Consider the following 26,086-nt stretch of genomic DNA (forward strand, 5'->3'; position numbering starts at 1 on the left):
CGGACGGTGCGTTCACCCCTCGCTCGCGGCCCGCAGCTCGTCCAGGAAGGCCTGGGTCCGCGGATCACCCGGATACTGCTCGATCAGTTCGCGGGCCACCTCGCCGGCGATCCACAGCAGCGAGGGCAGCGACCGCCGGGAGCTGCCGAACGCCTGCAGCCCGTGGTCGACCGCCTGTTCCAGTTCGCGTTCCCGGACCGCGACGACGGCGAGGGTGAGCTGTGCTTCCGACACCCGCATCGGATTGCGGACGGTGCCGTCGGGGTGGGTCGCGTCCCGGATCACCTGTTCGGCGTAGCTGCGGGCGAGCCGGTCCCGGCCGGCGACCCGGCAGCAGTCCATCGCGTAGAAGTCGAACTTCTGCGGGTCGACGACGAAATGGTTGTCCAGATCGGCCGGATGGGTGAGGCCGTCGAGGATGGTGCGGCCCTCGTCGAGGGCGGCCTCCACCTGCCGCTGGTCGCCCAGCCGCGCCCAGGCCTTCGCCTGCTGCGCGGCGAGCTGCACGCCGACGCCGTACTGCAGGGTGCTCGACCGGGCGGGTTCGGCGGCCTCCAGTGCCCCGCGATAGTTGCCCTGGGTGAGGGCGAACCAGGCGGCCATCTCCGCCGCCCAGCCGCAGATCTCCGGGTTACCGGACTCGGTGCCGAGGGTCAGCGCGGCGCGGCGGGTCGCCTCGGCCGCCGATCGCCGGCCCAGATCGTAGTCGACGCAACCGACCAGCAACGCCACCCAGCCGGCCAGTTCCAGGATCTCGCGATGCTGTGCCAGAGTCAGTCTGCCGTCCAGTAGTGAGGTGATCCGGCGCAGCCAGGCCGAGCCCTCGGCGTGCAGTTCGACCGGATCGGCGTGCGGATACTCGCAGCAGAGCCGCTCCGCGGTGATCCGCACCGCGTCCAGGGTCGCCGCGGAGACATCCGACATGCGCAGCCGCCCGATGAATTCGAGGGTGTCCATACCGGTCGCGGAAAGCAGCTCATCGTCCCGGTTGGGCCGCGATTTCGGGAAGAAGGCCGCGGTCACCGTGTCGAACGCGGCCGCGATGATGGGGGCGTAGAACTCGTCGGGCCGCGACTCGCCCGATTCCCAGCGTCGCCAGTTGCGCAACAGGGTACTGTCGGTCGGCAGGTTGTGTGATGACTTGGTGCGCATCGCACGGACGGCGTCGACTTGCGACCAGCCTCGTGCATCACGCTCCGAGCGCATCCGGACAGCCCAGACGGGTCGATCACCAGCGTCGGTCACGTCTGTAGTATGTCACCAGTTAACGTTCGGCATACAGCATTTGCGCCAGTTAACGTTCGGCGTACCGAAGAGGGCATCCAGATGTCATCGTCTTGACAGCTGCTGTCCGCCCCTCCGGTTCGCCATGCTGGTAACACGGGGATCCACACAAGAGAACAGCGATTTCGAATCCAACGGAGGTTCGGGTGGAAGCGTTGATCTATGGATACTTGCGTGACGACTTGGCCGAGGGCAACGGCGAAGAACTGGAGGACGAACTACGCCGTTTCGCCGATCGGCAGGGCTTGTGCTTCGCCGCCACTTTCCATGAATCGACCGAGGGTGACGGGGCGGCGTTCGCCGAGCTCACCCATGAACTGGAGCGAGCAGATGCCCACCATGTCGTGGTGCCCTCGCTGGAGCACTTCGCCGGCAACACCATCCCGCGCGACCTGCTGATCGCCAAGCTGGCGCAGGATGCGGCCGCCAAGGTGCTCACGCTGGCGAAATGAGCGGCGGGATGGCCGGCGACGCCGAACCACCATCCCGCCGGCGGCCCGGCCGGGCCGCCGGCGGCTGATCAGGGGCCCCAGTTCCCGGGGCCGCGACGACGCAGGTACTTCTCGAACTCGGCCGCGATCGCATCGCCATCGATCTTGGACATGGTCTCGGTGAGATCGTCGGCCGCGTCGCCGCGTTCCTCGAGCGACCGGACGTACTCGCTGATCTCCTCGTCGCCCTCGGTCATCTCGTTGACCGCGGACTCCCACTCCTCGGCCTGGGCGGGCAGTTCGCCCAGCGGCACCTCGACGTCGAGGGCCTCCTCGACCCGATGCAGCAGCGCGATCGTCGCCTTGGGGTTGGGCGGTTGGGAGACATAGTGCGGGACGGCGGCCCAGAACGACACCGCCGGGATGCCGGCCTTCACACACTGGTCCTGGAGCACTCCGGTGATTCCGGTGGGGCCTTCGTAGCGGGTCTGTTCCAGACCGAAGTGTTCGGCCGCTTCGGCGCTGTAGGCCGAACCGGTCACCGGGACCGGCCGGGTATGCGGCGTGTCGGCGAGCAGCGCGCCGAGGATCACCACGGTGCGGATCTGCAGTTGCTCGACGAATTCCAGCAGATCCGAGCAGAAGCTGCGCCAGCGCATATTCGGTTCGACCCCGCGCAGTAACACGACATCGCGTTCACTGCCCGGCGGGGAGCACACCGACAGCTGGGTGGAGGGCCACTGGAGCTCCCGGGTCACGCCTTCGATCTGCCGCACCATCGGCCGGTTGACCTGGTAGTCGTAGTAGTCCTCGGAATCGAGTTCGGCCAGCGGCTCGGCGTCCCAGGTCAGCTCCAGGTGCTCCACCGCGCCACTGGCGGCATCGCCGGCGTCGTTCCAGCCTTCGAAGGCAGCCACCATGATGGGATTGCGCAGCGTGGGCAGGTCCGCGTCGGAGGTATCACCGGTATTCACCCGGTCAGCCTACGGCGTGCCCGAGGCGAACCGCAGTATTTGACGCCGCCGCCCCGGGCCGGCGGGCGCCGCCCCGGACCCCGGGCCCGGCGCGCCGCCCCGGACCGTATTGCCGGCCGGTTGCCCATCCGGTGCGCGGTGTTGTGGCGTGGCCCACGACCGGCGCCGGCTTCGCGATACCGATGGTTCGGCACGGTCGGAGACCTCTAGGCTGGTACCCATGTCTGTGTCCAAATCCCCCGGGTTCGATACCACCCTCCTCGACACTGTGAGCCGTCGTGTCGTCATCGGGGACGGCGGCATGGGCACGATGCTGCAGGCCGCGGAACTCACCCTGGACGACTTCCGTGGCCTGGAGGGCTGCAACGAGATCCTCAACGAGACCCGGCCGGAGGTGCTGCGGCACATCCATCGCGCCTATTTCGAAGCCGGCGCCGACGCCGTGGAGACCAACACCTTCGGCTGCAACCTGCCCAACCTGGCCGACTACGACATCGCCGACCGGATCCGTGACCTGTCCGAACGCGGCACCCGGCTGGCCCGCGAGGTCGCCGACGAGATGGGCCCCGGTGCCGACGGTACGCCCCGCTACGTGCTGGGTTCGATGGGCCCGGGCACCAAGCTGCCCACTCTCGGTCACGCCCCGTTCGCGGCGCTGCGCGACGCCTACACCGAGGCCGCGCTGGGCATGCTGGACGGCGGCGCCGATGCGATCCTGGTCGAGACCTGTCAGGACCTGCTGCAGGTGAAGGCGGCCGTCACCGGCAGCCAGGCCGCGATGCGGCAGGCCGGCCGCCGGATTCCGATCATCACCCACGTGACCGTGGAGACCACCGGCACCATGCTGGTCGGCAGCGAGATCGGTGCCGCGCTGACCGCGATCGAACCGCTCGGCGTCGACATGATCGGGCTGAACTGCGCGACCGGCCCGGACGAGATGAGCGAACATCTGCGCTATCTGTCCAAGCATGCCGAGCTGCCGGTGTCGGTGATGCCGAACGCGGGCCTGCCGGTGCTCGGCGCCAACGGTGCGGAGTACCCGCTGACTCCGGAGGAACTGGCGGTCGCGCTGCGCGGATTCGTCAGCGAATTCGGGCTGGCCCTGGTCGGTGGCTGCTGTGGCACCACCCCCGAGCACATCCGGCAGGTGGCCGAGGCGGTGCGCGAGGTGGAACCCACGCTGCCCGCCGTCGCGGCGCGCCGCACCCCCGAACACGAGCCCGCGGTGTCGAGCATGTACACGGCGGTGCCGTTCGACCAGGACGCCTCGATCATGATGATCGGCGAGCGCACCAACGCGAACGGGTCGAAGGCGTTCCGGGAGGCGATGCTGGCGCAAGACTGGCAACGCTGCCTGGAGATCGCGAAGGACCAGACCCGCGACGGCGCGCACATGCTCGACCTGTGTGTCGACTACGTCGGCCGGGACGGCACCGCCGACATGTCGGAACTGGCCTCTCGCCTGGCGACCGCGTCGACGCTGCCGATCATGCTGGACTCGACCGAACCGCCGGTGCTGCAGGCCGGTCTGGAACACCTGGGCGGCCGCTGCGCGGTGAACTCGGTGAACTACGAGGACGGCGCCGGCCCGGACTCGCGGTTCCAGCAGATCATGCGCCTGGTCGCCGAGCACGGCGCCGCGGTCGTGGCGCTCACCATCGACGAGGAGGGACAGGCCCGGACCGCCGAGAAGAAGGTGGAGATCGCCGAGCGGCTGATCGACGACATCACCGGCAACTGGGGGCTGGCCGAATCCGACATCATCATCGACACCCTCACCTTCACCCTCGGCACCGGGCAGGAGGAGTCGCGCCGCGACGGTATCGAGACGATCGAGGCGATCCGCGAGCTCAAACGCCGCCGTCCGCAGGTGCAGACCACCCTCGGCCTGTCGAACATCTCCTTCGGCCTGAATCCGGCTGCCCGGCAGGTGGTGAACTCGGTGTTCATGCACGAATGCGTGCAGGCCGGGCTGGACAGCGCGATCGTGCACGCGTCGAAGATCCTGCCGATCAGCCGGATTCCGGAGGAACAGCGCGAGACCGCGATGGATCTGGTCTACGACCGGCGCCGGGACGGCTACGACCCGCTGCAGAAGCTGATGTCGCTGTTCGAAGGCGTGTCGGCGTCCTCGTCGAAGGCGTCCCGGGCGGAGGAACTGGCCGCGCTGCCGTTGTTCGAGCGCTTGGAGCGGCGCATCGTCGACGGCGAGAAGGCCGGGATGGAGGCCGATCTCGACGAGGCGATGACCGAGGTCCCGCCGCTGAAGATCATCAACGAGACCTTGCTGGCGGGGATGAAGACGGTCGGCGAGCTGTTCGGCTCCGGGCAGATGCAGCTGCCGTTCGTGCTGCAGTCCGCCGAGGTGATGAAATCCGCGGTGGCCCACCTGGAACCGCATATGGAGGCGACCGACGACAGCGGTAAGGGCCGCATCGTGCTGGCCACCGTCAAGGGCGATGTGCACGACATCGGCAAGAACCTGGTCGACATCATCCTGTCCAACAACGGCTACGAGGTGGTCAATCTCGGCATCAAACAGCCGATTTCGAACATCCTCGAGGCCGCGATGGACAAGAAAGCCGATGTGATCGGCATGTCCGGGTTGCTGGTCAAGTCCACGGTGGTGATGAAGGAGAATCTGGAGGAGCTCAATTCCAAGGGAGTGTCCGAGCAGTTCCCGGTGTTGCTCGGCGGCGCGGCGCTGACCCGCTCCTACGTCGAGAACGACCTCACCGAGGTCTACACCGGTGACGTGCACTATGCGCGGGACGCCTTCGAGGGCCTGCGGCTGATGGACGAGATCATGACCGTCAAACGGGGCGGCGGACCGGATCCGGACAGCCCGGAGGCCATCGCCGCCCGGGAGAAGGCCGCCGAACGCAAGGCCCGCCACGAACGGTCCAAGCGGATCGCGGCCGAACGCAAGGCCGCCGAGACGCCGGTCGAGGTCCCGGAACGGTCCGATGTCGCCGCCGATGTGCCGGTGCCGGTGCCGCCGTTCTGGGGCACCCGGGTGGTGAAGGGTCTGCCGGTGCAGGAGTATTCGGGGCTGCTCGACGAGCGGGCGCTGTTCCTGGGGCAGTGGGGGCTGCGCGGCCAGCGCGGCGGCGACGGCCCCACCTACGAAGAACTCGTCGAGACCGAAGGCCGGCCGCGGCTGCGTGCTTGGCTGGATCGGCTCGCCACCGAGGGCGTGCTGCAGCACGCTGCAGTCGTGTACGGGTACTTCCCGGCGGTGTCCGAGGGCGACGACGTGATCGTGCTGTCCGCGCCCGACCCGGACGCTGCGCAGCGGTACCGGTTCACCTTCCCGCGGCAGCAGCGCGACCGGTTCCTGTGCATCGCCGATTTCATCCGCTCCCGGGAGCTGGCCCGCACCACCGGCCAGGTCGATGTACTGCCGTTCCAGCTGGTGACCATGGGTCAGCCGATCGCGGACTTCGCCAACGAACTGTTCGCCGCCGACAACTACCGGGACTACCTGGAGATCCACGGCATCGGCGTCCAGCTCACCGAGGCGCTCGCCGAGTACTGGCACCGCCGCATCCGCGAGGAACTCACCCTCGACGGCCATGCCGTCGCCGACTCCGACCCCGACGACGTCCAGGAGTATTTCAAGCTCGGCTACCGCGGCGCCCGCTACTCCTTCGGTTACGGCGCCTGCCCCGACCTGGAGGACCGCGCCAAACTGGTCGACCTCCTCGACGCCGGCCGCCTCGGCGTGGTGCTCTCCGAGGAACTGCAGCTGCATCCGGAACAGTCCACCGACGCCTTCGTGCTGCTGCATCCGGAGGCGAAGTACTTCAACGCCTGACGGGATGCTCCGGGTAATTCGGCGCCGTCGGCATCGTGCCGGTGGCGCCGAATCATGTCCGGGTGATCGACGATCCGGCGGGCGCAGCGTTTCACGCCGTTCGGTTCGGGGCATCGTGTCGGCCGGCGGCCGTTGTGTCCGGGGTCATATCGAATGAGCCGGGTGAATGGATGTCGCATCCTGTGAATCCGCTCACCGGCTGACTGCCGGTTTCCGTGTCCGCCGCCGACGACCCCGGCCGAGCGGACCGCGTTTCCGATTCCGCCGGTCGATGAGGACGAGTCCCGTAGGGCCGCTCTACGTGGGCGAACAAGGGGACCGGGGTGCCCCGGACCGTGGTGCCGGGGGAGCAGCGCCACTCGTGGTCCCGGAGCTCACGGGAACCGGATGACCGGCCGGTGGTCCGGGCCACCTCCGTTGAACACGTAGGATTTTCGGAAGTTTCCCCGCCGATGTCCGACGACCGGCGGGATGGCAGGAGGGGTTGCGCAGCATGACATCGGACCGGTTGATCGCGGGGCGCTATCGGCTCGTCGACCCGATCGGGACCGGGGCCATGGGGGTGGTGTGGCGCGCCACCGATGTGCGGTTGCGGCGGACGGTCGCCGTCAAACAGGTGCTGCTCGCACCGGGACTCACGAAAGAGCAGTCCCTCGAGGCGAAACTGCGGGCACTCCGGGAGGGACGCATCGCCGCCCGGCTGCACCACCCGAACGCGATCACGGTGTTCGACGTGGTGGACGAAGACGGACAGCCGTGGCTGGTGATGGAGTACCTGAACGCGCCGAGCCTGGCCGCCGAACTGGCCGGTGGCCGCACCCTGCCGGTGCCTACGGTGGCGAGCATCGGCGCCCAGGCCGCGGCCGCCCTGCAGGCCGCCCACGAGGCCGGGATCATGCACCGGGACGTGAAACCCGCCAACCTGCTGGTGGCCGACGACGGCACCGTGAAGCTCACCGACTTCGGAATCTCCCGCGCCACCGGCGATGTCACTGTCACCGCCACCGGATTCCTGGCCGGCACCCCGGCCTATCTGGCGCCGGAGATCGCCCGCGGCGAAGACCCCGAGCCCGCCTCGGACGTCTTCGCGCTGGGATCGACGTTGTACGCGGCCGTCGAGGGCGCCCCGCCGTTCGGCGAAGGCGACAACGCCCTGGCCGTATTGCATGCAGTGGCGGGCGGTTCGGTGCCCGAGCCGCGTCGGGCCGGTGCCCTCGGACCGGTGCTGACCTGGCTGCTGGCTCCCGCGGTGGCCGACCGGCCGACCATGGCGCAGGCCGCTACGGCGCTGGCCGATATCGCCGCCGGGCGGACACCGGACGTGCCCGGTGCAGCGGCGCCTGCACGCACCGTGCTGCTGGAGAAGGCCGACCGTCCCGCACCCGCGCAGCGCGCGACATCGGCCCCCGGAACCGCGCGGCAACCGGGTCCCGGGGCCGAGCGCAACCACCGGTCGTGGCTCGTGGCCGCCGTGGCGGCATTCCTGGTCGGGCTGGCCGTGCTGGCGGTCAACCGGGACCGTGGCGCCGAACCTCCTGCCGTGGCGGAACCTCCCGCCGGTACCGCCCGGGATTTGCCGGGCTCCGGCCCGTCGGCGACGTCGTCCGGTGCTGCCGGCGACCCGCCGCGCGATCCGGACCCGACCTCCGTGCGGTCCGTCGGTGATGTCACCACGATCGCCGATCCCGGCGATCCGGTACCGGACGACTCCGCGCCGACGACGCCGTCGCGGACGACCGCGCCCTCCCGGACCGGCGAGCCGTCCGGGATGGCGACCGCGTCCGCGACAGCCCCCCGGACCACGACGTCGGCGACCACGACCCGGGCAACCACCTCCACCCGCGAAGCCACCCGGGCCGACGTGGCCGATTTCGTCGCGAGCTACTACGGACTGCTGCCCGGTGACACCGCGACGGCCTGGTCGATGCTTTCCCCCGGGTACCGGGAGCGCACCGGCGGCCTCGACCGGTACCGGGCGTTCTGGGCGACCGTCCGGTCCGTAGAGGTGGGTTCGATCACGCCGAGCGGGCCCGGCCGGGCGACGGTCGCACTGACCTACTACCTGGTCGACGGCACGGTGACCTCGGAAAACCGCTGGATCCAGGTGTCCACTACGGACGGTGCGACGGTGATCGTCGGCTCGGGGGTGTAGCGATCGTCCCGCTACCCTGGGGCCCGGCCCGGCAGCCGCCGGGGCGCGGAATCGGCAGAACGGGGCAGCGGTGGGCACGCAAGCAGCGGCGGTGCTGTGGGATATGGACGGCACGCTGCTCGACTCGGAGAAGCTGTGGGATATCGGGGTGCGCGAGCTCGCCCGCCGCCACGATCGCGAACTGACCGACCGCACCCGGCACGCGCTGATCGGCGCGGCGGGGCCGAATGCGCTGCGCATCCTGTTCGACGGGATCGGCGTTCCCGCGACCGACGCGCACCTGGCCGATGCGGCCGCATTCCTGGAGCAGCGGGTCACCGAACTGATGGCCGGTCCGATTCCGTGGCGGCCCGGCGCGAAGGACGCACTGGGTATGGTGCGCGATGCGGGCCTGCCCAGCGCGCTGGTGACCAATACGCAGCGCTCGCTGGCGGAACTGGCCCTGGACACGCTGGGCCGGGAGTACTTCGACGCCTCGGTGTGCGGCGACGAGGTGCCCGAGGGCAAGCCGGACCCTGCCATCTATCGCCGCGCCGCCGAATTGATCGGCGTCGACCCCGCGCACTGTGTCGCCGTCGAGGATTCGCCGACCGGTGCGCTCGCGGCGCAGGCCGCCGGCTGCGCACTGATCGTGGTGCCGTGCGAGATCGCCGTGCCCGCCGCGCCCGGCCGGACGTTCCGGGACTCCCTGGTCGGCTTGACCACCGGTGATCTGTCCGCCGCGCTACGGCTGCGGGGCGCACAATAACGTCGATCATGGTGAGACGGGTGTATCACTTTACCTGCTCCGGTTGCGTCGAAGTGGAGAACGCCGAAAACTGTTGTTGCGCACACAGTTTGGTTTATCAGCGGAAATCGGACGGGTTACCGGCGATTTGGCGAATCCCCGGGCGTGTCGTTGATCACTGCACCAGAATGGCGCCATGGAAGGGATTCGGGGGCTCGACGAAATCATCGACGTCGCACGGTATCCGCTGACGGAGCCGGGCAGTCCGGGCCGGCAGGCCGCGGTCGCCGCCGCGCGTGCCGAACTCGCCGAGGACGGCTGCAGTGTCCTGCGGGAATTCATCCGGCCGGAGTTGCTGGACCGGCTGCGCACCGAGGGTGAGCAGATGGCGCCGCACGCGCACTACGAGCGCGAACAGGTCAATGCCTACAACATCCCCCTCGATGCCGATCTGCCCGCCGGTCATCCGGGACGGATCGTCCTGGAACGCGGCAACGCGTTCGTGCCGCGAGATCGCATTCCCGCCGAGTCGCTGATCCATCGCCTCTACCTGGACCCGGTGTTCCAGCGCTTCGTCGCCGACTGCTTCGAACTCGGCGAACTGCACGAATTCGCCGACCCGCTGGCCGGTCTGTGTCTCAATGTCGTCGCCCCGGGCATGTCGCATCCCTGGCATTTCGACACCAACGAATTCACCGTCAGCATGCTCACCCGGCTGCCCGAAGCGGGCGGCGTCTTCGAATACTGCCCCGCCATCCGGACCCCGGAAGCGGAGAACCTGGACGATGTGCACGCCGTGCTCACCGGCACCGGGGACCGATTCGTCCGCCGCCTGGAGCTGCGTCCGGGCGATCTGCAACTGTTCCAGGGCCGGTTCTCGCTGCACCGCGTCTCGCCGGTCGCCGGCGCGGGCCAGCGGCACACCGCCATCTTCGCCTACACCGAACGACCGGGCGTGATCGGCACCGTCGAACGCACCCGGCAGCTCTTCGGCCGCGTACTGCCCGACCACCTGGCCGCCGCGGCCGACAGCAACCGGGGAGATCGACTGCTCGACTGACCCCCGTGCCGCCGGGACACCGACCGGCTCATCCGGGCCTCGGGCCCGGTCCGGACAGCGTTGTCCGATCCGGACTCCGGCATGCTCGTCCAGCTCGACCGAAAGGAACCACCCGTGTCCGTTCCGTTGCACACCACCGGGAAAGCCTCCTTCGACGACATCTACGAGCGGCCCGATCCGCGCGCCTACTACGCGCGGATGTCCGATCTGGACTACCGGATCCCGGAACTGGCCAAACCGGCGTTCGAACAGCAGCTGGCGCAGTGGCGGGCCGCGCACCCCGATCGGATCCCCACCGTGCTCGACCTGGGCTGTTCCTACGGGGTCAACGCGGCCCTGCTGCGGCTGGACACCACGGTGGCCGACCTGGCCCAGCGCTACCGCGACAGCGATGCCGATCGGGCCGGCCTGCTCGCCGCGGACCGGGACTGGTTGCGCGGGGACCGGCTGCCCGACGTACGCTTCATCGGGATGGACGCCGCCAGCCCGGCGCTGACCTACGCGCAAGCCGCCGGATTCCTGCACGACACCGTGCACGCCGACCTCGAGGCCACCGAGCCGACCGAGGCGCAGCGCCGCGTGCTGGCGTCGGCCGACCTGGTCATCTCCACCGGCTGCGTCGGCTACATCACCGAGAAGACCCTGTCCAGGGTGGTGCAGGCCGATCCCGGCCGGCGGCCCTGGATGGCCCATTTCGTGCTCCGGATGTTCGATTTCGCCCCGATCGCGGCCGAACTGGCGGCGCTCGGTTACCGCAGCGAGCAGCGGCCCGGCCTGTTCCAGCAGCGCCGGTTCGCCTCCGACGACGAACGGGACCGGGTGCTGAACACCCTGGCGGCGAAGGGGATCGACACCACCGACCACGAAGCCGAAGGCTGGCTCTACGCCAACCTGTTCGTTTCCCGTCCGCATTCCACCGACACCGAGGATCTGGATTGAGCCCATCGACGTTCGCCGCCGAAGACCAGCTGCCGCGGGTGCCGCTGCCCACGCTCGAGGACAGCTGCGCCCGTTTCCTGCAGTGGTGTGCGCCGCTGCTGGATGCCGGTCAGTACGCCGACACCGAGGCCGCCGTGGCCGACCTGCTGCGGCCCGGTGGTCCCGGGCGTACCCTGCACGCCGCGCTGGCCGAGTACGACGCCACGCCCGGCGTCGGCAGCTGGCTCGACCGGTTCTGGCCCTCCCGCTATCTGGGCCGCCGCGACCGGATCGCGTTGAACGCCAACTTCATCTTCCTGTTCCGGGACGACACCCCGCTCGCCCGGTCGACCGAGGCCGGTCAGGCCGAGCGGGCCGCCGCCCTCGTCACGGCCGCCGTCGCCTACAAGCGGGCCCTGGATGCCGAGGAGATCCCGCCGGTCACCCAGCGCGGCAACCCGCTGTCCATGTGGCAGAACAAGTACCTGTTCTCCGAGACCCGGATCCCCGGCGAGGAGCAGGACACCGTCCGCAAGCCCTACAGCGACGAATGGCCCGGCCCCTCCGATGCCCGGCACATCCTGGTGCTCCACCGCGGCGGCATGTACCGGATGGATGTGATCGGCGCCGACGGTGCGCCCTACGCCTTCGGCGATCTGGTCGACGGTCTGCGTGCCGTGCTCAAGGCCGGTGGTAAGGATGCCGCTGATACCGGCGTCGGGCACCTCACCACCAAGGCGCGTGCCGAATGGGCCCGCAGCCGGGCCGCGCTGCGCGTCGAGCCGGTGAACGTGGCCGCCCTCGACACGATCGAGACCGCCCTGTTCACCGTCTGCCTGGAGGACCTGGCGCCGGCCGATCAGCTGCAGGCCTGCGATCAGCTGCTGCACGGCGACAGCGCCAACCGCTGGTTCGACAAGTCGGTGTCGTTCATCGTCTTCGCCGACGGCCAGGCCGGGATCAATATCGAGCATTGCGGGCTGGACGGCACCACCGTCCTGTCGTTCGTCGACACCCTGCTGGAACGCACCGCCGCCGAGCACGGCGAGGCATCGGACGCCCGGCCGCAGGGGCTGCCCGCGGTGGAACCGATCGAGTTCGTGCTCGACGAGGCCATGCGCGCCGATATCGCCGCAGCCGGGCAGGATTTCGCCGAGTACGCCGCGGCCACCGCCACCGCGACGGTGTCCTTCGACGATTTCGGCACCTCCGCGGCCAAGGCGCTGGGCATCTCGCCGGACGCCTTCGCGCAGCTGAGCTACCAGCTGGCGCATCGGCGCAGCAAGGGCTTCACCGGCGCCACCTACGAATCCATTGCCACCCGCCAGTACCGCAACGGCCGCACCGAGGCGATGCGGGTGATCACCCCCGAGATGGTCGCCTTCGTCGACGCCATGACCGATCCGGCCACCGACCGCGCCACCCGGCTGGCCGCCGCCCGCACCGCGGCGTCCGCCCATGTCGCCCGCGCCAAGCAGTGCCAGGCCGGGGAAGCGCCCGAACAGCACCTGTGGGAGCTGGAGTGGATCCAGCGCCGCCAGGGCGCCGAACTGGGCGTGGCCGACGAGCAGATCCCGCTCTACACCAGCCCCGGCTGGACGATCATGCGCGACGACTACCTCAGCACCAGCTCGGCCCCGTCGAAGAACATCGACTTCTTCGGTTTCGGCTCCACCAGCCCCCGCTGCATCGGCGTCGCCTACGTCCTGCTCCCGGACCGTTGGAACCTCTACCTGGCGACCCCGAAAACCGTTGCCGACCAGATGTACGCCTTCGCCGACGAACTGCGCACCGCGGTAGCGGAACTGCGCGAGCTGCTCGCCGACGGGGAGTAGAGCGGCGGTGCTCCGCGGCCGTTCCGTCCGCGGAGCACCGTGCGCGGACCCGGACACCGGCAAGTCCAGGTGCAGCGCTGATCGGCGGACCGGGCACGGCTCCTTCGCTCCGAGTCCGAAAGTCTTCCACAGGGTCCGGTACGCAACTAGGATCGGTGCGTGAAAGCGTCACGTAGTCCATGGGTCAACAGATTGTTGAAGGCGCTCGGCTGGCTCGCCATTGCGCTGGGAGCCTTGACGATTCTGGGAGCTGCGACCACCGCCGAACCGATCTGGGTGATTCTTCCGATGGCCTCGGTGTTCCTGGCGCCCGGCGGGTTCCTGGTGGTGCGGCTGCACCGGGAACCGTCCGCGGGCATCGCCGGGTTGCTCGCCGCGGCAGCTGCGCTGTTCTGGCTGTTCCTGGGATTCGGGATCCTCGCGCTGGGAATCCACGAGGGCGGCGAGGAAGCCGCGGACTGGCCACTGGTGGTCGGAGTGTGGATTCTCCCCGCAGTTGCTGCGCTCGCCTATCTGCGGGTCCGGCAGGTCCGGCGGGCAAGGGCAGACCGCGCACGCGAGATCGCGGCGATCGCCCGGCGGGCCGACGCACAGAACGAAGCAGCAATGCGCGGGGAGGACTGGGGCGTGTTCGGTGATGCGGGAGGTCGTACCGCACCATGACTGACCAGAGCGAGGCACTGGTGCCCGGCACCGAGGCACACCGGATCGCGTACTGGGGCGACTTCCAAGTCGACCTCGCCGACGCAACACCGCCACCGGAAGGCCCCGGCTACGACACCCGGATGATCGGCCGAGGCCGCTGGTGTGAACTGATCCGAGACGGTGTCCACCACGGCATCGCCTGGACCGACGACGGCGACCGCATGGCTATCGCAGACGGCTACGGAATCGATGGTGACGCCCGCCGCGCCGTAGTCAAGCAAGTCCGTGAGATGCATGCGGGTGGGGTGCCGGCGCGTGAAGCGTTCGACGACCTGGTCGCCGAGTTCCGGGTCGCCGAGATCCACTACGGCCGCCTGGAAGACCTCTACACTGCGCTGCTGCCAAGGTAGCCCGGTCAGCGGGCCGGGTGCACTCCGTTGCGGACGTCGGTGGCGACGCCGGACAAGATGGAACGGAGGGTGGCGGTGATGCGGTCGTCGGTGGTGGGTTTGGCGATGACGGTGCGGGTCCCGTGGACCACGTAGCGGCCGTCGCCGGTGACGTCGCGGAGTTCGAAATCGTCCCGGCCGTCGGTGTGCCGGTTGTCCGGGCTGCCGGACGCGTATACGCCGACGTGGGTGACGGCGTCGGTGGGGCGGGCCAGGAAGGTTTCGAACTGTTCCCGTGGCGTCGGGTTCCAGGCGTCCCGGACATGCGGGCGTGGTGCATCGAAGGCGGTGACCGGTACCCGCACCTCGTCGCCGCGACCGGGCGCACACGACGGGACCGCGGCGACGGCGGCCGCCGCCACCTCCTCGGCGTCGAGCAGGCCGAGTTCGACGGCGCCGTTCTCGTCGTCCGCCGTCACGTCCTGGGCCGCGAAGGCGCCGTAGCGGCCGAACACCCCGCCGTGTGCCCGCACGGTGGGGGTGCGGCCGGCATACCCGGCGATCTCGACCCGCGCCTGCGGGGTCAGCAGGATGCCGACGGCGAGATCGAGGTGTTCGTCGAGCCGGGCCTGGATCTCGGTCGCCGCCGCCCGCATCAGCCGGATACTGTCGGCCCGGTATTCGGTGGTGAACCGGTGCCGCAGCGGGTACGGCAGCACGTCCCGGCCGGCCACCTCCCACAGGGTCCGGAATTCGAGCGCGCTGAAGCGCCAGGTCCGAAACGGACGCATGGATGAATCCTTCTCTCGCGTCGAACTATTCGCCGATTACCGGGGGTACGGTCCGGGGCAGGTCGGCGAGGCCGGTCAGTTCCTCCCCGTGTTCCTGCGTGACCAGGTAGTCGGGAACGCCCTTCTCCCGGTCCTCCTCACCCTGCCCGCGGCCCGCGCCGGGCGGCATCATGCCCATCCCCCCGCGGCCCATCCCGGTGCCGGTGCCGGTTGCCCGGGCAGCAGCCGGAACCACCGCGCCCGGACCGGCCGGCTACCCGGAAGCGACCGGCCGGCGAGCGGAACACCCGGCGCACCGGACCCCGGCCCGCCCGGAGTGCCGGGCCCACCCGGTGTACCGGAACTCGGCCCGCCGAGGCCCGGAGTGCCCGGTGAACCCAGGCCGGGTGGGGTCGGTGTGCCTGCCGGGGTGGTGGCGGCCGGATCGGCCGATTGCGGTTCGGTCGACGTTTCGGAGTCGTCGGTTGCCGAGTCGTCCCACAGCGAGTCGTCGGCCGAGGTATCGGTGTCCTCGCCGGCGCCGGGCTCCTCGGATGCGGGGTCACCCGTGCCGGGTTCGGGGGTACCGGTGCCGGTGTCGTTCGGGCCGGTGCTCCCGGTGGGGCCGACGCCCGGGGTGGGGCCGCCCGAACCGTCGTCGTTGCTGTCGCCGGAATCGGCCATCATCTTCGGGGTCGGGATCACCGGGACCTGGACGTCGGCATCGGTGACGGCAGGAGAGTAGATGTCACGGAGCACCCGCAGGGCCTCCGCCTTGGCATTCGCCTGCGCGACATCGTCGTTGCGCCAGCCGTCGCCGCTGAGAACGCTCACGACGTTGTCCATGCCGGAGCGGTGTTCGGGTTCGGAGGGCACCAGTTGTTTCGTCGCGTCCAAGCCGGCTTTCAGCTCTTCCAGCTTGCCCTTGGTCAGTGTCGCTGCGACCGACACACTGCTCCCGGTCGTCTGGTAATCGGCGACCGTTGCCGCTGCGGCGTCACGCGCAGCGCCACGCCAGACATCCGGCGACATGCCCTTCTCGAGCTCGAGCCGGAACTCGTCGAGCGAGGTGTTGTTCCGCTCCGCGATATCGTTCCAGTTGGCGATGAGATCGCCGAGTGCCGTCAGGTCGATACTGTCGACCTTCGTCCGGAGCGTCGCGACATCGTGGTTGTCGAATTCGTCGACTCCGGTGACCTCTGTCGGCCAGAACTCCCCGTCGAACGGGTAGCAGGGCGAAGTGTTCCGAATATTCTCCAAGTTGTTCCGGTACCGGTCCTCGATCGACGACGAATCGATCTGATCATCCGGTTCCTGTGCGAACCACTCGACGATATTCGTGCCGAGGTCGGCGTACGGGAGATTCGCCAGGCCGGCGAACGGATTACCGACCATGTCTAGACCTGCTCCGCCTGGTAGTCGAGTGCATTGGCGTTCTCGATATCCTGACCGGTCACTCGCTTGAACGAGATCGAGCAAACTTCACGCAGTTGCTGGACCGATTCGATGTCTTTCTGCAGGACGCGATCGATAGAACTCTCGTCGCCTGTCGCCTGGCGGAGGTACTTCTGCTGCAGTTCACCCGACATCTTGAAATCGCCGAAGTTCCCGACGTTTCGGGTAAGCCATGCAACAGTCAGCATGCCTTCGAGGTCCGAAAGACGTTTGTCACACGCTTTGTGCATATGATATGCAGCCGCGTCGTCATTCAGGTACACTTCGCCGGATCGCACTTGGTCAAGAAGGCGCCCGTATGCGGTTTGATCGGCCATTTCCCCTCCTGGTTACGCTGGGAACGTTGGGACAATCACTTCGCCCGCGCGGACCAAGTAACTGCAAGGGTCATCGAGATTGTCGAGGGTCGGCCTGTTCATGATCCCCAGCTGAACAACTCCCTGCTCGACCGGGAAAACTACATCGCAGAGCAAGTCATACGACGCGCCCTCAACCCTGAATTGATGCCCCTCCCGTCCTGCGATAGTTACTTCTTCGAAGTCGACATTCCCGGGCTTGTCTTCGAAGTACCGCAAGTCCTTGGCGGTCGAGTAGACAACCACCGAGTACTCACTGCCCCGCCAGGTGCACATCTCCCACCCAGACTGTGGGCGGCCACTGATTCCGGATTCTTCGGTCGCCGGATCTGCTCCCGCCGATCGGATCGTACCGTCCGGGATCTCAGTGCATGGATCCCAAAGCTGGGCCTGCTCCGCAGTGGTGCTCTCCGCGACCGGACTTCCTTCGGAATTCTCGTTGCAGCCGCCTACCAGTACCCCGGTAACGGCAAGCGCCAGTGCGACACCGATCCGTTTCATCCCCACCCTTCCGGCCGTCGAAAGCTCGCACGCTGGACTCTATCATCGGGGGCCTGATGCCCGGCTGGGTGGACCGGCCCGGGCCCGGTGCCATCCGAACCGGGCGAAGCCGCAATATCCGCAGCTGAGACCTGCCGTTCCGGCCCCGCCAGTGCATCGCGGTGTGCGGTCGTGCATCTCCGGCCGTGCAATATCGCACATTTCGATGCACGGGTGTTACGGATGGCGCGGTACCCGCTGCCCGTGGTCCGGCCCGACCGGACCTGTCGGGATCTCCCGGCCGTGCGGTGGTCGGTGGGTTCCGGGTCGGTGCGCGGGTCGGGTGGGCACGAGCGGACAGGATGTCGGGGCGGACCTGCGGTTGTGCAGGCCGTCCGGATGCCGGTCGGTCCTGCGCAGGGGGTCCGTTCAGCTCTGCCTACGAGGTGCACTCAGGCCGTACCGGGTGCAGGTCTTGGCCGACCTGCACTCGGTACGGAATGCTGAGCGCATGAGCATGATTCGAGGGGAATACGTCCGGCGGTTCGCTGCCGGTGTGGCCGGTGCCGTGCTGCTGGTGGGCTGCGGATCCGACCTGCCGGCGCAGGAGGACATGCTGCTGAGGGCGGACGAGTTCCCAGCCGGCACCGCCATGCAGGAGGTCGACGCGGAGTATTTCGCCGAGGCGGTCGAGAAGACCCTGGCCGAAACCGCCGGGCTGGCGGTGACTCCGGCGGACTGCACTCCGGGGCAGGGGTGGAGCGAGGAGTTCGAGCGACTGCTGGTCGACGGGTCGGTGGCGATGGCCACCGACGATGCCGACGAGATCGTGTACGTGGAACTGGTTTCCGGAGTCGAAGCCGATACCGCGGCCCTGGAAGCCGAGAACGAACGCTGCGGTGAGATCACCGCGACCACGGCCGCCGGCGACCAGGAGATGACGGTGACGGTCGTGGTCACGCCGTTGCCGGTGCCGGACGGGCTGGCCGCCGACCGAGCGGTCGTGCACCGCTCTGATTCGACGGCGACCCTCGACGACGGCACCGAGAACACCTCGGTGCAGCTGTCCGGCATGGCGGTTGTGCACGGCACGACCGTGATGGCGCAGGCGAAGTCGTTCGGTGATGCCGTCGACCCGGAAACCTTCGAGGCATTCTTCGTCGATGCCGTTCGCAAGGTCGCCGACGCGTACTGATCAGGCGCAACTGCGGTGCTGCAGCCTGGTCGGGAGAACCAGTTGGGGCCGAAGTGGTCACCGAGATGGTCCGGTCGTCGGCCGCCGAACGAGTCGACCGTGCCCCGGGCCGAGAAGGGGGCCTCTCGTCCACCGCGCGGTGGGACAGCCGACCGCGCCCAGGCGGAGGCCCGGCACATCTCGTTCGACACCTGCGCCGGAGGGCGGCCGGGTAAGGCAGGCCGGAGACAGGCGGCCGATATCGTCCGCAGAGCGGGCCGGCCTACTCCACGGACCATCTGGGTGTCGGCCAGCCTTCCGGGCGCGCCCGTCCGCGCCCGGAGAGGCCCGGTCAGCGTCGGAAGGTGACCGAATACAGCACGACACCCGGCTGCTGATCGCCCCCGCAGCCCGGCTCCGGATCGGTGCCGACGACGGTGACCGCGGCCCCGGCGAATCGGGTGCTGTCCGCCGTCACCCGACCGGTGGCCGTGTAGGTGAAGTCTGCGGCGTCGATGGTTCCGGTGGTCTGGGTGACGGTGTGGGTGCCGTCATCCCAGCGGGTGGTGATCGTGGTGGCACTGTCCGAGCAGGGCGTTCCGTCGCTGGTGATCGTCAACTCGGAGCTGCCCGAGACCAGCGGAACTCCGTTCCCGTCGGTGCACGTGATGGTGTCCTGGGCGGTGGCGATGTCGAGACCGGCGAGTTCGGGCAGCACCGTCATCTGGGCAACACACATCGCCTCGACGTCGGCACCCGGTAGCGGGACGGCGGCGGCCGGGGCGAACGACCCCGCGAGGGCCGGCAGCGCGAGGGCCGCGCCGACGCCGAGGCGGGCGGTGGGACGAGACAGAGCAGTGAGCGAGGCAGCAACGTTGTCGAGCACACGGGTCACCACGGTTCGTTCCTTTCGTCGTATTCGATGCCGGCCGGGGATACCGGGCCTGCTGGTTCGACCTCACCACAGCCACCGCACGGTGCCGCGCTGCCGCGCCGATCCGGCACAACGGTTTCCGCAGGTCGTAGCGGGAACAGGTCCGGGTTGTAGGTCTCGGTCAGATGCAATGCGGGGCGGCCGCCGATATCGATGCGGTAGGACTTGCCTGCGGCGGCCCGGACCTCGGCGGCGAGCGGCCAGCGATGGTGTCCGGTGGACAGGACGGTGCGGCGCTGCTCGATTCCGGCGGCCTGCAGGGCTGGGCCGAGCGGCTCGGTTCCCAACGGCACCGGCAGCACGTCGCCCGGTGCCGCCACCACCCGGTTGCAGGAGACCGGTGCTCCGGTGGGGGAGGTGAGCACCGAATATCGAACCAGCACGCGCTGCCGCGGGCGCAGCCGCAGCGCCCGGCGGACCTCGGCGGACAGGGCACCCGCCCACCGGACGCGCTGATCCCACACCAGCACGCCGAGCGGACCTCCGAGCACCGCCTCCAGCAGCGCGGTGGTGGTGCCGTCGTTCGCCAACAGCATCCGGGTGATCGGATCCGCGAACTCCGCGACCGGAATCGGGGCGGCGACGTGATTGGCCGGGCACGGCTCGGCGCAGGTCCGGCCGGGACCCGGCCGCCGAGTTCGGGGGGTCACGGCAAACGCCTCCTCCGGGTCGGCGGTCGGGTCAGTAGATGCTGCCGGGGATACGGGCGTTCGGCGGTCCGTAGGGAATGCGGTCCAGCCAGGCGCCGGCCGGTCGCCAATATCGCGCTGCCGCGGCAGCTGTGCGCTGCCGGGCCCGGGTGCCCGTCCCGGCGGCCAGGAGATGGTGCAGTGCCGCGCCGGTGGCGGCCCGGTTACGCAGCGCGGCACCGCGGCGGGTGCGGTCGTAATCGGCCAGGGCGTGGCCGTGGTCCGATGTTCCGGCCCGGACCCCGGCGATCGTGTCCGCGGCGGCGGCCGCATCGGCGATCCCGGAGTTGAGGCCCCGCGCGCCGAACGGCGCGAACAGATGGGCGGCATCGCCGGCCAGCAACACGCGGCGGTCGGCATCGATGAAAGTGTCGGCGACCAGCTGATGGAACCGGTAGTGCGAGATCCAGTCGATACTCGGCTCCATCGCGGTCCCGGCCGGGAGCAGCGGCGGCAGCCAGGTGGCCGGGTGCGTCGTCCAGGCGTCGATGTCGTCGTCGGGGCGGCACTGCACGTCGACGCGCAGCCCACCTCGGAACGGCACTGTCAGCACATTGCGTCCACCGGCCGCGGGATGCCGGAAATGGAAGACCCGTTCGGCAGGGAACGGACGGTGCGGGTGATCGGCGAGATCGACCACGATGAACGATGCCTCGGTGCGTGCGCCCTGCAGTTCGGCACCGATGGCGGAGCGCACCCGGGAGCGGGGACCGTCGGCGCCGATCAGGAAAGGCGCCCGGAACCCCGGTTCGACGGCGACGACACCTTCATGGACCGCTGCGTTGCCGACCGGGGTGTCCCAGACCAGGCGCACACCGGCTTCCCGGCAGGCCCGGCGCAGTTCGTCCTCCAGCCGATGCTGCGGCAGGCAGGCGAAGGGACGTGCATGCGCCGGCGCCGGTGCGTAGGTCTTGCGGAAAACGGACCGGCCCGCCCAGAGCGTATGCCTGCTGCGCCAGGTCGATCCGGCGGCGGCGATGCGGGCGGCCAGTGCGGGATCGGCACCGGCCAGGATGTGCAGGGCGGCGCCGTGCAGGAAGATCGCGCGGCTGCCGGCCCGCACTGCGGTGGCCGGAAGGGCTTCCAGGACGGTGACATCGAGGCCGCGCCCGGCGCACAGCAGCGCGGCCGTCAACCCGACCGGTCCGGCTCCGGCGACCAGGACATCCGCCGCCGAGCCGGTGGACCGGCCGGTCATGCCGGTGCCGCCGACGTGATCGGGTACCGCTCGGCGAGTTCGCGCCGCGCGATCTTTCCGGTGCCGGTCAACGGCAGTTCCGGCACCAGCGCGATACGACGCGGCACCTTGTGGGGCGCAAGATACGGGCGGCAGTAGGCCGTGATCCGGTCGTGGGTGGGCTGCGCGCCGGGCCGCGGCACGATCCACGCGCAGACGATCTCGCCCCGGACCGGGTCGGGAACTCCGGCCACGGCGACCTCCCGGACCTCCGGGTGGCGGGCCAGCACCCGCTCCACCTCGGCTGGATACACGGTGAAACCGCCGCTGAGCACGACCTCCTTGGCGCGGCCGACGATCCGCACCCGGCTCGCGTCGTCGATCGTCCCGAGATCCCCGGTGGGCAGCCACCCGTCCGGCGCACCGGATCCGGTGGCGGCCCCGAGATATCCCGGCGTCACCGACGGCCCGGCGACCTGGAGCTCACCGATGCCGGCGGCCGGGTCGGCGAGCGGCCCACCGGTGTCCACCCGCAGCCGCACCTGCGGCACCGCCGTGCCTGCCGTGCCGTGCCTGCCGACCAGTTCCGGCGCCGCCAGGGTGGCGAAGCCGGCCAGCTCGGTCATCCCCCAGCCCTCGACGAAGGCGCCACCCACCACCTGCTCCCAGGATCGAGCGAGGTCCGCGCCCGCCGCCTGGCCGGCCGACACGGCGCATCGGATGCCCGCGGCCGCACCGATATCCGGATGCGCCAGCAGGCGGCGATACATGGCGGGCACTCCGGCGAGCACCGTGACCCGCTCACGGCGGACCGCCTGCAGTAGCCGTGTTTCGTCGAACCGGCGCAGCAGCACCAGTGTCGCACCGGCCGTGCGGGCCGCGTTGAGCACATTCGTGCCGTAGGAATGGGCCGCCGGCAAAGCCGTCGCCAGCACATCCGCGGGCCCCAGGCCGAGTCGTTCCGCGAGGGCACGGCCACCTGCCTCGACAGCGGTCCGGGTCTGCACGGTCCCTTTCGGTCGCCCGGTCGTGCCCGACGTGTAGGCGATCGTCGCGGCCCGATCGGGGGCGGATCGGGCGGTGCCCGGCGCGGCCCGTCCGCCGGTTGGGTGGCCGTCCGGCCAGATCAGCAGTCCGGGGAAGCGGCGGGCCAGCGGTCCGCTGCCGGGCTCGGGCAGGAGCGCCAGCCGGGCGCCGCAGTCGGTCAGCACATGCGCGACCTCCTCGACCGCGGACGCCGCATTCAGCGGAACGCTCACCGCGCCGATCCGGGCGAGCGCCAGGTAGACGGCGACCCAGCGCGCCTCGTTGGGGTGGCACAGCACGACCGGTTCACCAGGGCCGACGCCGGCGGCCATCAGCTCGCGTGCCGCCCGGTCGATCAGGTGGTCCAGGGCCGGTCCGTCCCACCGGCCCGCCTCGGTCACCAGCATGCAGTACCTCCTCCGATCGACGGCTCCGGCCGGTACGGCCCGCAGGTCAGAGCACGTAGGACAGGAACGGGGCACGATCCGGCGTGGCCATGGCATCCCAGCGCAGCACGTGCTGCGGATCGTGGGCGATGATCCGACCGGCGCGGTGCAGGCCGGTCGCCGAGGTGCCGCCGAGCACGATCGCCCCCAGTGCGGACACATCCAGTTCCAGATCCGGTTCGGCGTCCGTGCGCCGGCAGTGACCGGCGCCGTTGTCGGCCTCGAGCCGGTAGGTCCCGGCCGCCCATTCGTGCGCATCGTGCACGCGCAACGTCAGCGAACCGTCGGCCGACCACTGCCGCGCCGACAGCGTGGCCGCCACATCGAGCAGCCGCAGCCACAACCCGTCCGTGCGGTGACAGCTCATCCGGCGGGCGTCGGTCACCCACCAGCGCAGCGGATCGTCGACCGGCAGGCGCGGCACCCGGATCTCGCCGACCATGTCGATCGAGAACAGATACCGCCACAGCGCCCCCGCCGCCTCCTGATCCGCGGCGAGAAAATCGACGATCTCCAGTACGCCGTCCGGGGCCTTCGCCGTGGTCCAGCGGGGCAGGATCCGGTAGGAAACGAAGCCGCGCCCGTCGATGGCGGCACACTGCCGTGGACCGCCGCGGTAGTCGTGCAACGTGCACAGCGTATCCAGCGCCGGATTCGCCGGGTCCATCGCCAGCCGGTCCCAGAAGCCTTCGGGCGGAACGATTTCGCCGGGGGAGGCGGGCGCCTTGGCGGCGAACACCCGGCCGGCCACCTTCTGGGCCTCCACGCCCCGGACCCGCTGGGGCCGCAGGCCCGCTCCGGGAGTGTCGTCTCGCAGCCCGGCCCGGTGCTTGTCGATGCGGACACTGTCGTGCCAGGCGGCCGGACCGTGTCCGAACCGCTGGTAGATCGGCCATTCCGAAGGCCAGTCCGCGATCAGCGCCTTCCCTTCCTCGACCGCGCGCCGATCCAGGCGTTCCAGCAGCACTCGGGTGAGGCCGCGGCGGGTCCGGGTCGGATGGCAGAAGCCGGCGGTGCCCACCGCCGCCGGAACCGTATTGCCGCCGGGCAACACCAGGTCCGCGTCGAGGGTGGTGTTCGTGGCGACGTATCCGTGCTCGTCGCGGACGGCGAGGCCGCGGTCGGGCGGGTAGGTCCGGCGGTAGAAGTCGAGTTCGGCGGGGTCGGCTCCCAGGGGTTCGGCGAGGGCGGTGAGCCAGCAGTCCAGCCACTCCAGGTACCGGTCGTCGGGGATGCCCTCGACGAGGGTGAATTCCGCCGGCAGGGTCCGCGTCATCGGCATACCTCGGTTTCTCGGGTGCGAGCTGGGGTGTGCGGGTCCTCGGCCGGCACGGTGAAATGCCGTGGCGGGGGATAGCCGCAGAAGTCGGCGGTCACCATCGACGAGCAGTACGCTCCCGTCGATTCGATCAGCAACCGGTCACCGGGTGTGAGTGCGGTCGGCAGCCGATAGGGTCGCCCGGACCGGATCTCATCGAGGGAATCGCAGGTCGGGCCGCACAACACCACCTCGCGATGCGGTGCATCCGGAGCGTGGTCCAGCGCTCGCACGGGATAGTCGATCGCACTGCACAATGCTTCGACCAGCCCGGCATTCCACACGCCGGCATCGACGATCACATAGATGCGGTCCCCGCGTTCGACCACAGCCTTGACCGAGGTGACCGTGATGCCCGCTGCCGCAACGAGACTGCGTCCCGGTTCGATCACCACCGTGGCAGGACGTCGTTCGAAGTGCCGGGTGATCGCGGTACAGATCGTGGCCGCGCACTCGTCGAGGGACCACGACGTCGTGCGATAGGTGGCGGGCAGGCCACCGCCGGTGTTCAGAATCCGGAAGTTTCGGATTCCGTTACGGTGCACGATGTTCCAGACGTCTGCCGCCCGGGCGATCGCCGCGTCCCACTGGGTCCGGTCCTGCTGCTGGCTTCCGACATGCCAGGTGAGACCCGCCGGGTCCAGGCCGATCCGGACGGCGTGCCCGGCCAGCTCCACGGCCTGCGCCCCGGTACATCCGAAGCGGCGGCTCATCGGCAGCCGTGCCCCGGCCGCGGGACAGGACAGGCGGATCAGTACCGCGGCACCGGGGGCATGGCGGCCGAGCCGGTCCAGCTCGGCCGGGGAATCGGCGCAGAACATCCGCACGCCCTGTGCGTACGCATCGGCGATCTCGGTCTCGGTGCGGAAGACATTGCTGTGTGACATCCGTTCCGGCGGGCATCCGGCCGCTGCCGCCAGCCGGATTTCCGCCGCGGACGCGACATCGAACCATGCGCCGCGGCGCGACAGCATCGCCAGCAACTCCGGATCCGGCCGCGCCTTGACAGCGAACTGCACTCGCACCTGCCCCGCCAGCGCGGCCACATGCCGGTCGTAGGCCTGCGCTGCTGCATCGATATCGAATGCGGTGTACGGCGTTTCGTGTCGAACCCGGGCGAACCGACGCAGCCGGTCACTCGGCATCCGAGATCTCCTTTCCGGTCCCGCGGATGTGCCTGGATAGGGAAACGAGGCGTCGCGTGGGATTCGGGACACCACAGGTGGTCCGGCGTTCCCGCGCCGGCCGACAGTACTCCAGGTGGGCTTCGGAATCGGGGTGACACACAGGAGTACCGGGTACGGCATCTGTCCCTGCGGTTTCGCCATCAACAGGGCCTGCTGCGCGCCACTGGCATCGTGCTCGGCTTTCTGCGGGCGCTGTGGAGGCTTTCACAGCGGCCATCCCCGCGCATCCGGGGTGCTGCCGCGGTCACCGGCATCGCGGTCCTGCCGTCGGCCGGCCCCGCGAAGGCCTGGTTCGCAGGCCGCCCTCACGGCGGACCACTCCGGACCACCGACCGGTTCTCCGGGTTTCCTGCTCACGCGCCGGATGTCCGGGACCGGAATTCGCCGAATCGGACCGGCGACGCGCCCTACGCAGGTCGGAGGGCGGGCAGTGTGGGTCGTTACGCTGGTCCGGTATCGGTGAATCTGCACCTCGTCCGATCGGAAGGGACGCCATGGACATCGAGATCCCGGCACCGGTTCGTGCGGTGGTCGAGGCGATCAATGCTGCCGACACCGACGGGTTCGTCGCGGCATTCGCGCCGGACGGTGCCGTCGACGACTGGGGCCGGGTACTGCGCGGCCACGACGGAGTGCGCAGCTGGGCGGCCTCGGACGCGATCGGCGCCGGAGCCCGGATGACCGTCACCGCAGCAGAAACCGACGGCGACACCACCCACATCCGGTTCGACTGGTCGAGCCGAGTGTTCAACGGGTCATCGGAGGCCTACGTGACCGTCGCCGACGGCAAGGTCACGGAATTCCGCATTCCGCCGAGCTGAGCACGCGCGCACGTGCGGTGT

Annotated in this window: 24 protein-coding genes; 11 read left to right on the forward strand and 13 right to left on the reverse strand. The window is 69.7% G+C overall.

Features of this window, described 5'->3' with window-relative positions:
* Positions 1-12 precede the first annotated feature (12 nt).
* Positions 13-1,152: an NsdA family TPR-like regulatory protein gene (locus AC1HFH_RS11810; RefSeq protein ID WP_480247484.1), complete on the reverse strand. Its 1,140-nt coding sequence runs from the start codon at positions 1,150-1,152 to the stop codon at positions 13-15.
* Positions 1,153-1,454: 302 nt separating this feature from the next.
* On the opposite strand from AC1HFH_RS11810, the gene AC1HFH_RS11815 reads away from it, so the two are divergent.
* Positions 1,455-1,736: a hypothetical protein gene (locus AC1HFH_RS11815; RefSeq protein WP_480247485.1), complete on the forward strand. Its 282-nt coding sequence runs from the start codon at positions 1,455-1,457 to the stop codon at positions 1,734-1,736.
* 68 nt (positions 1,737-1,804) lie between these two features.
* Here AC1HFH_RS11815 and AC1HFH_RS11820 read toward each other — a convergent pair whose 3' ends face one another.
* A complete protein-coding gene (locus tag AC1HFH_RS11820) occupies positions 1,805-2,635 on the reverse strand; it encodes a PAC2 family protein (RefSeq protein WP_480247828.1) in 831 nt (276 codons plus the stop codon).
* Between the two features lie 274 nt (positions 2,636-2,909).
* Between AC1HFH_RS11820 and metH the strand changes: the two genes are divergently transcribed.
* The 8 genes from metH to AC1HFH_RS11860 all read left to right on the forward strand — a co-directional run bounded on the left by metH (position 2,910) and on the right by AC1HFH_RS11860 (position 14,253).
* Positions 2,910-6,506: a methionine synthase gene (metH, locus tag AC1HFH_RS11825; protein WP_480247486.1), complete on the forward strand. Its 3,597-nt coding sequence runs from the start codon at positions 2,910-2,912 to the stop codon at positions 6,504-6,506.
* A gap of 493 nt (positions 6,507-6,999) precedes the next feature.
* A complete protein-coding gene (locus tag AC1HFH_RS11830; protein ID WP_480247487.1) occupies positions 7,000-8,658 on the forward strand; it encodes a serine/threonine-protein kinase in 1,659 nt (552 codons plus the stop codon).
* Positions 8,659-8,761: 103 nt separating this feature from the next.
* On the forward strand, positions 8,762-9,406 hold the full coding sequence (locus AC1HFH_RS11835) for an HAD family hydrolase (RefSeq protein WP_480247829.1): 645 nt from the start codon (positions 8,762-8,764) through the stop codon (positions 9,404-9,406).
* A 175-nt stretch (positions 9,407-9,581) separates the two neighbouring features.
* Positions 9,582-10,445 carry a HalD/BesD family halogenase gene (locus AC1HFH_RS11840; RefSeq protein WP_480247488.1) on the forward strand — a complete coding sequence of 288 codons (864 nt, stop codon included), beginning with the start codon at positions 9,582-9,584 and terminating at the stop codon, positions 10,443-10,445.
* 114 nt (positions 10,446-10,559) lie between these two features.
* A complete protein-coding gene (locus tag AC1HFH_RS11845) occupies positions 10,560-11,384 on the forward strand; it encodes a class I SAM-dependent methyltransferase (RefSeq protein WP_480247489.1) in 825 nt (274 codons plus the stop codon).
* Positions 11,381-13,198 (forward strand): choline/carnitine O-acyltransferase, encoded by a 1,818-nt coding sequence (locus tag AC1HFH_RS11850; protein WP_480247490.1) that lies wholly within the window; start codon positions 11,381-11,383, stop codon positions 13,196-13,198. Before AC1HFH_RS11845 ends, AC1HFH_RS11850 begins: the two co-directional genes overlap by 4 nt.
* Before the next feature lie 159 nt (positions 13,199-13,357).
* Positions 13,358-13,861, forward strand: a complete 504-nt coding sequence (locus AC1HFH_RS11855) for a hypothetical protein (RefSeq protein WP_480247491.1) — start codon at positions 13,358-13,360, stop codon at positions 13,859-13,861.
* The gene (locus tag AC1HFH_RS11860; RefSeq protein WP_480247492.1) at positions 13,858-14,253 is read left to right on the forward strand and encodes a hypothetical protein; all 396 of its coding nucleotides are present in this window, start codon (positions 13,858-13,860) and stop codon (positions 14,251-14,253) included. The genes AC1HFH_RS11855 and AC1HFH_RS11860 overlap by 4 nt, the downstream gene beginning before the upstream one ends.
* Positions 14,254-14,258: 5 nt before the next feature.
* Here AC1HFH_RS11860 and AC1HFH_RS11865 read toward each other — a convergent pair whose 3' ends face one another.
* The 5 genes from AC1HFH_RS11865 to AC1HFH_RS11885 are packed head-to-tail and all read right to left on the reverse strand — an operon-like array spanning position 14,259 to position 17,314.
* On the reverse strand, positions 14,259-15,023 hold the full coding sequence (locus AC1HFH_RS11865; RefSeq protein ID WP_480247493.1) for an ESX secretion-associated protein EspG: 765 nt from the start codon (positions 15,021-15,023) through the stop codon (positions 14,259-14,261).
* A gap of 25 nt (positions 15,024-15,048) precedes the next feature.
* Positions 15,049-15,195 carry a hypothetical protein gene (locus AC1HFH_RS11870; RefSeq protein ID WP_480247494.1) on the reverse strand — a complete coding sequence of 49 codons (147 nt, stop codon included), beginning with the start codon at positions 15,193-15,195 and terminating at the stop codon, positions 15,049-15,051.
* Positions 15,192-16,397, reverse strand: coding sequence for a hypothetical protein (locus AC1HFH_RS11875; RefSeq protein WP_480247495.1), 1,206 nt, complete (start codon positions 16,395-16,397; stop codon positions 15,192-15,194). Before AC1HFH_RS11875 ends, AC1HFH_RS11870 begins: the two co-directional genes overlap by 4 nt.
* 2 nt (positions 16,398-16,399) lie before the next feature.
* Complete coding sequence (locus tag AC1HFH_RS11880; RefSeq protein ID WP_480247496.1) at positions 16,400-16,774, reverse strand: hypothetical protein; 375 nt, start codon at positions 16,772-16,774, stop codon at positions 16,400-16,402.
* Positions 16,775-16,786: 12 nt separating this feature from the next.
* Entirely contained in the window at positions 16,787-17,314 is a 528-nt protein-coding gene (locus AC1HFH_RS11885) for a DUF3558 domain-containing protein (protein WP_480247497.1), read from the reverse strand.
* A 490-nt stretch (positions 17,315-17,804) separates the two neighbouring features.
* Between AC1HFH_RS11885 and AC1HFH_RS11890 the strand changes: the two genes are divergently transcribed.
* The gene (locus AC1HFH_RS11890) at positions 17,805-18,488 is read left to right on the forward strand and encodes a hypothetical protein (RefSeq protein ID WP_480247498.1); all 684 of its coding nucleotides are present in this window, start codon (positions 17,805-17,807) and stop codon (positions 18,486-18,488) included.
* A gap of 331 nt (positions 18,489-18,819) precedes the next feature.
* Here the strand turns inward: AC1HFH_RS11890 and AC1HFH_RS11895 are convergent, their stop codons facing one another.
* From AC1HFH_RS11895 to AC1HFH_RS11920, 6 genes are read right to left on the reverse strand one after another with little or no spacing between them, the layout of a single operon-like run.
* Entirely contained in the window at positions 18,820-19,365 is a 546-nt protein-coding gene (locus tag AC1HFH_RS11895; RefSeq protein ID WP_480247499.1) for a hypothetical protein, read from the reverse strand.
* Positions 19,359-20,051, reverse strand: a complete 693-nt coding sequence (locus tag AC1HFH_RS11900; RefSeq protein WP_480247500.1) for a chorismate--pyruvate lyase family protein — start codon at positions 20,049-20,051, stop codon at positions 19,359-19,361. The genes AC1HFH_RS11895 and AC1HFH_RS11900 overlap by 7 nt, the downstream gene beginning before the upstream one ends.
* 31 nt (positions 20,052-20,082) lie before the next feature.
* Positions 20,083-21,288: an FAD-dependent monooxygenase gene (locus AC1HFH_RS11905; protein ID WP_480247501.1), complete on the reverse strand. Its 1,206-nt coding sequence runs from the start codon at positions 21,286-21,288 to the stop codon at positions 20,083-20,085.
* Positions 21,285-22,700 carry a class I adenylate-forming enzyme family protein gene (locus tag AC1HFH_RS11910; protein WP_480247502.1) on the reverse strand — a complete coding sequence of 472 codons (1,416 nt, stop codon included), beginning with the start codon at positions 22,698-22,700 and terminating at the stop codon, positions 21,285-21,287. The genes AC1HFH_RS11905 and AC1HFH_RS11910 overlap by 4 nt, the downstream gene beginning before the upstream one ends.
* Positions 22,701-22,746: 46 nt before the next feature.
* On the reverse strand, positions 22,747-24,015 hold the full coding sequence (locus tag AC1HFH_RS11915; RefSeq protein WP_480247503.1) for a GNAT family N-acetyltransferase: 1,269 nt from the start codon (positions 24,013-24,015) through the stop codon (positions 22,747-22,749).
* Complete coding sequence (locus AC1HFH_RS11920; protein ID WP_480247504.1) at positions 24,012-25,202, reverse strand: type III PLP-dependent enzyme domain-containing protein; 1,191 nt, start codon at positions 25,200-25,202, stop codon at positions 24,012-24,014. Before AC1HFH_RS11920 ends, AC1HFH_RS11915 begins: the two co-directional genes overlap by 4 nt.
* A gap of 536 nt (positions 25,203-25,738) precedes the next feature.
* On the opposite strand from AC1HFH_RS11920, the gene AC1HFH_RS11925 reads away from it, so the two are divergent.
* Positions 25,739-26,065 (forward strand): nuclear transport factor 2 family protein, encoded by a 327-nt coding sequence (locus AC1HFH_RS11925; RefSeq protein ID WP_480247505.1) that lies wholly within the window; start codon positions 25,739-25,741, stop codon positions 26,063-26,065.
* Positions 26,066-26,086: the final 21 nt, after the last annotated feature.

The organism is Nocardia sp. KT25-26, assembly GCF_056627695.1.

Bases quoted from the DNA above. Each gene is read 5' to 3' on its own strand.
- AC1HFH_RS11810 (WP_480247484.1), bottom strand. From the start codon at position 1,152: ATGCGCACCAAGTCATCACACAACCTGCCGACCGACAGTACCCTGTTG.
- AC1HFH_RS11820 (WP_480247828.1), bottom strand. From the start codon at position 2,635: ATGGTGGCTGCCTTCGAAGGCTGGAACGACGCCGGCGATGCCGCCAGT.
- metH (WP_480247486.1), top strand. From the start codon at position 2,910: ATGTCTGTGTCCAAATCCCCCGGGTTCGATACCACCCTCCTCGACACT.
- AC1HFH_RS11830 (WP_480247487.1), top strand. From the start codon at position 7,000: ATGACATCGGACCGGTTGATCGCGGGGCGCTATCGGCTCGTCGACCCG.
- AC1HFH_RS11835 (WP_480247829.1), top strand. From the start codon at position 8,762: ATGGACGGCACGCTGCTCGACTCGGAGAAGCTGTGGGATATCGGGGTG.
- AC1HFH_RS11840 (WP_480247488.1), top strand. From the start codon at position 9,582: ATGGAAGGGATTCGGGGGCTCGACGAAATCATCGACGTCGCACGGTAT.
- AC1HFH_RS11860 (WP_480247492.1), top strand. From the start codon at position 13,858: ATGACTGACCAGAGCGAGGCACTGGTGCCCGGCACCGAGGCACACCGG.
- AC1HFH_RS11865 (WP_480247493.1), bottom strand. From the start codon at position 15,023: ATGCGTCCGTTTCGGACCTGGCGCTTCAGCGCGCTCGAATTCCGGACC.
- AC1HFH_RS11870 (WP_480247494.1), bottom strand. From the start codon at position 15,195: ATGATGCCGCCCGGCGCGGGCCGCGGGCAGGGTGAGGAGGACCGGGAG.
- AC1HFH_RS11875 (WP_480247495.1), bottom strand. From the start codon at position 16,397: ATGGTCGGTAATCCGTTCGCCGGCCTGGCGAATCTCCCGTACGCCGAC.
- AC1HFH_RS11880 (WP_480247496.1), bottom strand. From the start codon at position 16,774: ATGGCCGATCAAACCGCATACGGGCGCCTTCTTGACCAAGTGCGATCC.
- AC1HFH_RS11885 (WP_480247497.1), bottom strand. From the start codon at position 17,314: ATGAAACGGATCGGTGTCGCACTGGCGCTTGCCGTTACCGGGGTACTG.
- AC1HFH_RS11890 (WP_480247498.1), top strand. From the start codon at position 17,805: ATGAGCATGATTCGAGGGGAATACGTCCGGCGGTTCGCTGCCGGTGTG.
- AC1HFH_RS11905 (WP_480247501.1), bottom strand. From the start codon at position 21,288: ATGACCGGCCGGTCCACCGGCTCGGCGGCGGATGTCCTGGTCGCCGGA.
- AC1HFH_RS11910 (WP_480247502.1), bottom strand. From the start codon at position 22,700: ATGCTGGTGACCGAGGCGGGCCGGTGGGACGGACCGGCCCTGGACCAC.
- AC1HFH_RS11915 (WP_480247503.1), bottom strand. From the start codon at position 24,015: ATGACGCGGACCCTGCCGGCGGAATTCACCCTCGTCGAGGGCATCCCC.
- AC1HFH_RS11920 (WP_480247504.1), bottom strand. From the start codon at position 25,202: ATGCCGAGTGACCGGCTGCGTCGGTTCGCCCGGGTTCGACACGAAACG.
- AC1HFH_RS11925 (WP_480247505.1), top strand. From the start codon at position 25,739: ATGGACATCGAGATCCCGGCACCGGTTCGTGCGGTGGTCGAGGCGATC.